Here is a 5,380-nt window from a genome sequence, read left to right as displayed (position 1 = left end):
GGGCTCGATGCCGGCGAGCAAGAGCTTCTCGACCAGGTCATCGGCTACTACCACGAGACCCTGCTGCAAAGCCCCGAGGCGCTGGCCTACCTGGAGGGGCGCGGCATTGCGAACCGAGAGCTGATCGAGGTTCACCGTCTGGGCTTCGCGAACCGAACGCTCGGCCTGCGCTTGCCCACCGCGCGAGTCAAAGCCGGCGCCGAGTTGCGCACGCGGCTGCAAAAGACCGGCGTGCTGCGCGAGAGCGGCCACGAGCACTTCAACGGCTGCCTGGTTGTGCCCATGATCGACGAAGCCGGGCATGTGACCGAGGTCTACGGCCGCAAGATTGGCGAAGGCGTGAAGCCGCCGCACCTGTACCTGCCCAGCCCACACAAAGGCGTGTGGAACGTGCGCGCACTCGTGGGCCAGCGCGAAGTGATCCTCACCGAGGCGCTGATCGACGCCATGAGCTTCTGGTGCGCGGGCTACCGCAACGTGACGGCCGCCTACGGTGCCGAGGGCCTGACCGACGACCACCTGGCCGCGTTCAAGCGCTGCGGCGTGCAGCGCATCTTGATCGCCTACGACCGCGACGACGGCGGCGAGCGCGGCGCCCAGAAAGCGGCCGAGCGGCTGATGGAACAAGGCATCGAGTGCTACCGCGTGCAGTTCCCCAAGGGCATGGACGCCAACGAGTACGCCTGCAAGGAGACGCCTGCGGACAAGTCGCTCGGCCTGTTGATCCGCAAGGCGGTGTGGCTCGGCAAGGTGCGGCGCCCGCCGAAACCCCGGGGCAGCACGTCGAGGACGTGGCGCTGCTGGCCGAGGCCGCAGCGGCGCAGGAAGCTCCTTCCTTAGCTGCTGCTGCGGCCGTCGCGCCTGCTGCTGTTCCCACGGCCTCGCCGGCCGCTTCACCCGTGACGATGCCCGCCGTCGACGCCGTCGACGCCGACGCGCAGGTGAGCGACGACGAAGTGGTGATGAGCTTCGGCGACCGGCGCTGGCGCGTGCGAGGCCTGACGAGGAACCTCAGTCACGAAACCCTCAAGGTCAACGTGCTGGTCAGCCGAGGCGAGGCGTACCACGTCGACAACTTCGAGCTCTACGCGGCGCGTGCCCGGGCGCACTACATCGGCTGCGCGGCCAAAGAGTTGGCGGTGCGCGAAGACCTGGTGAAGATCGACCTCGGCCGCTTGCTGATGAAACTCGAAGCCTTGCAGGATGCGCGCATCAAGGACGCGTTGAAGGTCGAGCCCGAGGCGCCGAAGATGAGCGAGGCCGAAGCGGTGGAAGCCTTGGCGCTGCTCAAGAGCCCGGAGTTGATGGCGCGCATCCTGGCCGACTTCGACGCCTGCGGCCTGGTCGGCGAGGCGACCAACAAGCTCGTGGGCTACCTCGCGGCCACGAGCCGCAAGCTCGGCGGACCGCTGGCCATCGTGGTGCAGTCGTCGAGCGCGGCGGGCAAGAGTTCATTGATGGATGCGGTGCTCGCCTTCATGCCCGAGGAAGAGCGCATCAAGTACAGCGCGATGACCGGGCAAAGCCTGTTCTACATGGGCGAGACCAATCTGAAACACAAGATCCTCGCCATCGCCGAGGAAGAGGGCGCGAGCCGCGCGAGCTACGCCTTGAAGCTCTTGCAAAGCGAAGGCGAGTTGACCATTGCGAGCACCGGCAAGGACGCCAACACCGGCAACCTCGTGACGCAGCAATACCGCGTGGAAGGTCCGGTGATGATCTTCCTGACGACGACGGCCATCGAGGTCGACGAAGAGCTGCTGAACCGCTGCATTGTGTTGAGCGTGGACGAGGGGCGCGCGCAGACCGAGGCCATCCATCGCTTGCAGCGCATCAAGCGCACGCTCGACGGCCTGAAGGCCAAGCAGGATAAAGCCCGCCTGGATCCGCTTGCACCAGAACGCGCAGCGGCTGCTGCGCCCGCTCGCGGTGGTGAACCCACACGCCGACCAGCTCACGTTCCTGAGCGACAAGACCCGCACCCGCCGCGACCACGAGAAGTACCTGACCCTCATCGACACCATCGCGCTGCTGCACCAGCACCAGCGGCCGGTGAAAACGATGCCGAACCTCGGTCAGGGCGACGCCGTCGAATACATCGAGGCGAGCGCGGCCGACATCGCGCAGGCGAATGCGATCGCGCACGAGGTGCTCGGCCGCAGCCTGGACGAGCTGCCGCCGCAGACGCGCCGGCTGCTGGCGGCGATCGTGGCGCACGTGCAGGCGCAGGTGAGCGAGCACGGCGTGAGGGTGTGCGACGTGCGCTTCACGCGGCGCGACGTGCGCGCGTTCACCGGCTGGGGCGACACGCAGTTGCGCGTGCACCTGGCGCGGCTGCTCGACCTCGAATACCTCTTGGCTCACCGCGGCATGCGAGGCCAGAGCTACGAATACGAACTCGCGTTCGACGGCGATGCGGGCGTGGACGCGCCGCACCTGACGGGGCTCATCGACGCGACGAGCCTTGCATCTACGTCGGCAAGTTCGCGGGGTGCCAGCCCCGAGTTCGCGGCCTCAACGCGGGGGCATGGCGGGGTCATCGCGGGTGGGTTGCGCGAGGTGCCAACGGCGGCTAAGCAAGCAACGGCGCGGGTTGCGGCCGATCACGCCGACGAAAGCGATGAAACACACGCCCCGGCACTGAACGGCCATCACCGGCCGTACCCGCATCCCGTCTTAGCCGCTTCGGAGGTGCAGCGATGAGCAAGCGCCCCGGCAAGCAATCCGGACCGCTGCATGTGGCGGGCGATCCGAGCATCGTGGGCGGCTTCCGCGGCTACCTGGTGGACTTCCTGGGGTGGACGGCGGCGATGCAGTACGCGGCGATGACGGTGAAGGCGCGGCGCATCGAGATGGGCTACTTCATCGACTGGTGCGAAGAGCGCGGCGTGCAGCGTCCCGACGAGGTGACGCGGGCGATGCTGGAGCGTTACCGGCAACACGTGTTCCTGTACCGCACCAAGGCCGAGGGAGCGCCGCTGTCGTTCCAGACGCAAAGCCGCCGACTCGGCTCGGTGCGCGCGTTCTTCCAGTGGATGGCGCGGCAGCACCACTTGCTCTACAACCCCGCGTCCGAGCTGGAGCTTCCGAAGCAGCAACAGCGATTGCCGCGCGACATCCTCAGGGTGGCCGAGGTCGAGCAGGTGCTCAACGCCTGCGACACCACCGAGCCCACGGGCCTGGGGCTACGCGACCGCGCGATGCTCGAAGCGCTGTACTCGACCGGCATGCGCCGCAGTGAAGTGGCGGCGCTGCGCGTCGATGACGTCGACCTGAACAACGGCACGGTGTTCGTTCGCCTGGGCAAGGGCGGCAAGGACCGCGTGGTGCCCATCGGAGAGCGTGCGTGCCGCTGGATCGAAAAGTACGTCTTCGAGGTGCGGCCCGGGTACATCGAGGAGGTGGACGAAGGAACGCTGTTCCTGGCCAAGCACGGCCACGCGATGGACCCCAAGCAGCTGTCCAACATCGTCAAGAAGGTGATCGAGGTGGCGCAGCTGGAGCGCTTCAAGGACACGCATCCGAACGCCGCGTGCCACCTGCTGCGGCACGCGTGCGCGACGCACATGCTGGAGAACGGGGCGGACATCCGCTACATCCAGGCGCTGCTCGGGCATGCGAGCCTGAGCACGACCGAGGTCTACACGCGGGTGTCGATCATGCAGTTGAAGGCGGTGCACGACAGGACGCATCCGGCGCGATTGCACAGGCGTGGCAGCGAGCAAGGCGCGGTGGATGGGGGTGAGCCTGCCGACGAGGGCGAAACGCTTCTGCGGGCGTTGGATGACGACGCGACGGCCGAGGCCACGTAGCCCGTTCCGTCACGGGGCTTGCGCAGCAAGCCCCGCGCCGTCTCTGCGCCGTGCCGACTCCACCGATGGGGCGTCGAACACGGCCCAAGAAACCAGGCGCTGCGCGCGGGGTGTTGAGTCAAGGCCAAGCGGGCATCGAGCCCGCCTGTCCTTGCGCAGTCCCTGCGGGGGAACTTGCCTGCGGCAAGTTCACATAACGGGCTGTTGCTCACGCTTGCCGCATTCGCCGCCCGAGGCGGCTCCGTGCGAGCAAGCGTGAGCAACCCCCGTTATGTCTGGCGCCCCGCAGCGCCTGCTGCGTAGGCTGAAGGTGGTTGCGGTCGTTGGCCGCAAAGGGTTCTGGTCAGTGCGCTGCGCGCAGTCCTTGGGTTGGCCCCGGCCCGCCGCCCATCCGCCCCCCGAGGGGGCTCCCTGGTCGTCAAACCACCAGCGTGGTGCGCCACCGGTCTTGAACGGTCGTGCATCGCGGGTGAGGAGCTGCCGGCGGGCGTTCGTGTTGAGCGCCGGGCACACCTCCAAGGACACACCGCATGAACACCATCACCGTCACGCTCGCGCTGCCCGCGCAGTTCGTCGAGCACTGCCGCGCCGACCACGTGGAGCCCGGCACCGTCTTGCGCGGCTTCGTGGGCGACCTGTGCGGCATCACCGACGCCGAGGCCGGCTTCGTGTGCAACGGCGAGCGAGCCACCGACCTTACCTTGCGCGCTGGTACTACGCGAAAAGCGTAGCGCCGTGCTCGCCGCGTCAAGGGTTCGCTGCGCCGCTTTGCGCCCTTGACCCGGCTGCGCGCGGCGCTCCTGGGGGCTGGCCAGCGGCGTTCGCGGTGAGCGCCAGGCACCACACATCCGAAGGAACAACACATGCAAGACCACACCGTCACGCTGCACGTCGAACTCGACGGCGAACAGGCCTGGGCGTTGGCGCAACTGCTCAAGCGCATCGGCTTCAGCGACTGCCGAGGCCTGGCACAAGACGACATCGAGGCGCGGCTGATGATCACGGCCACCGAGCGCGTGCGCAGCGCGTTGGCTGAAGTCGGCATCGCGCCTCGGTAGTCCAGTGCAGGCGGCCGGCGTTGCACCGGCACGGCCGGTGCAACGCCGGCCGCGCTGAAGAACTCCCGCCCAGCACAACAGAAGGACGCAAGAGCAACGCGGCAACGACTGCGGTGCAAGCCGAAGTCTCGGCATGCACCGCAATCGGCAAGCGTGCTTCTTGGCCGTGCCGCGTCAAGGGTTCGCTTCGCCGCTTCGTGCCCTTGACCCGATGTGGCGCCGGGTTGCCGCGACGAAAAGAGCAGCGGCTAAAGAGGATTGCCCCCGCGCGTGCGCGCGCGGGGCAGAATGCGCCTCTACGCAAAAAACCTCCGACCGCTGGGAGCACGTCTTCTTCTTAGCCGCTTCACCGCTGAACTCGCCTCTGGCGCCGAGCCTCATCTACGGTGAACTCGCGTCAGGGCGGACATATGTAGAGTCTGATCCGATTGGACTGGCTGGAGGCATCAATACCTATTCGTATGCGCTGAATCAGCCGACTAGGTACACCGATCCGGATGGTCGCCTTGT

The 5,380-nt window shown here is 67.4% G+C and carries 6 protein-coding genes; all 6 read left to right on the top strand.

All coding sequences use genetic code 11. The features are described from left to right. Positions 1 to 840, top strand: an 840-nt coding sequence (locus tag AC30NL_RS06290; RefSeq protein WP_489463156.1) for a toprim domain-containing protein, incomplete at its 5' end; no start/stop codon positions are given. After that, positions 738 to 2,576, top strand: coding sequence for a hypothetical protein (locus AC30NL_RS06285; RefSeq protein WP_489463155.1), 1,839 nt, complete (start codon positions 738 to 740; stop codon positions 2,574 to 2,576). The genes AC30NL_RS06290 and AC30NL_RS06285, both read left to right, overlap by 103 nt. 123 nt (positions 2,577 to 2,699) lie before the next feature. Beyond that, positions 2,700 to 3,812, top strand: a complete 1,113-nt coding sequence (gene xerC / locus AC30NL_RS06280; RefSeq protein WP_489463154.1) for a site-specific tyrosine recombinase XerC — start codon at positions 2,700 to 2,702, stop codon at positions 3,810 to 3,812. Positions 3,813 to 4,342: 530 nt separating this feature from the next. After that, positions 4,343 to 4,543, top strand: coding sequence for a hypothetical protein (locus AC30NL_RS06275; protein ID WP_489463153.1), 201 nt, complete (start codon positions 4,343 to 4,345; stop codon positions 4,541 to 4,543). 132 nt (positions 4,544 to 4,675) lie between these two features. After that, the gene (locus AC30NL_RS06270; RefSeq protein ID WP_489463152.1) at positions 4,676 to 4,870 is read left to right on the top strand and encodes a DUF7706 family protein; all 195 of its coding nucleotides are present in this window, start codon (positions 4,676 to 4,678) and stop codon (positions 4,868 to 4,870) included. Positions 4,871 to 5,003: 133 nt separating this feature from the next. Further along, positions 5,004 to 5,380: RHS repeat-associated core domain-containing protein (locus AC30NL_RS06265; protein WP_489463151.1), on the top strand; the 377-nt coding region annotated here is incomplete at its 3' end.

Origin of the sequence: Rhizobacter sp. (genome assembly GCA_021153565.1) — a bacterium.
In the GTDB taxonomy this organism is placed as follows: Bacteria; Pseudomonadota; Gammaproteobacteria; order Burkholderiales; family Burkholderiaceae_C; genus Albitalea.
Note: the sequence above shows the minus strand (reverse complement) of the source record. Positions and strands in the feature narration are given on the sequence as shown.

Excerpts from the sequence above, each read along its gene's own strand:
- xerC (WP_489463154.1), top strand. The coding sequence starts at position 2,700 with ATGAGCAAGCGCCCCGGCAAGCAATCCGGACCGCTGCATGTGGCGGGC.
- AC30NL_RS06275 (WP_489463153.1), top strand. The coding sequence starts at position 4,343 with ATGAACACCATCACCGTCACGCTCGCGCTGCCCGCGCAGTTCGTCGAG.
- AC30NL_RS06270 (WP_489463152.1), top strand. The coding sequence starts at position 4,676 with ATGCAAGACCACACCGTCACGCTGCACGTCGAACTCGACGGCGAACAG.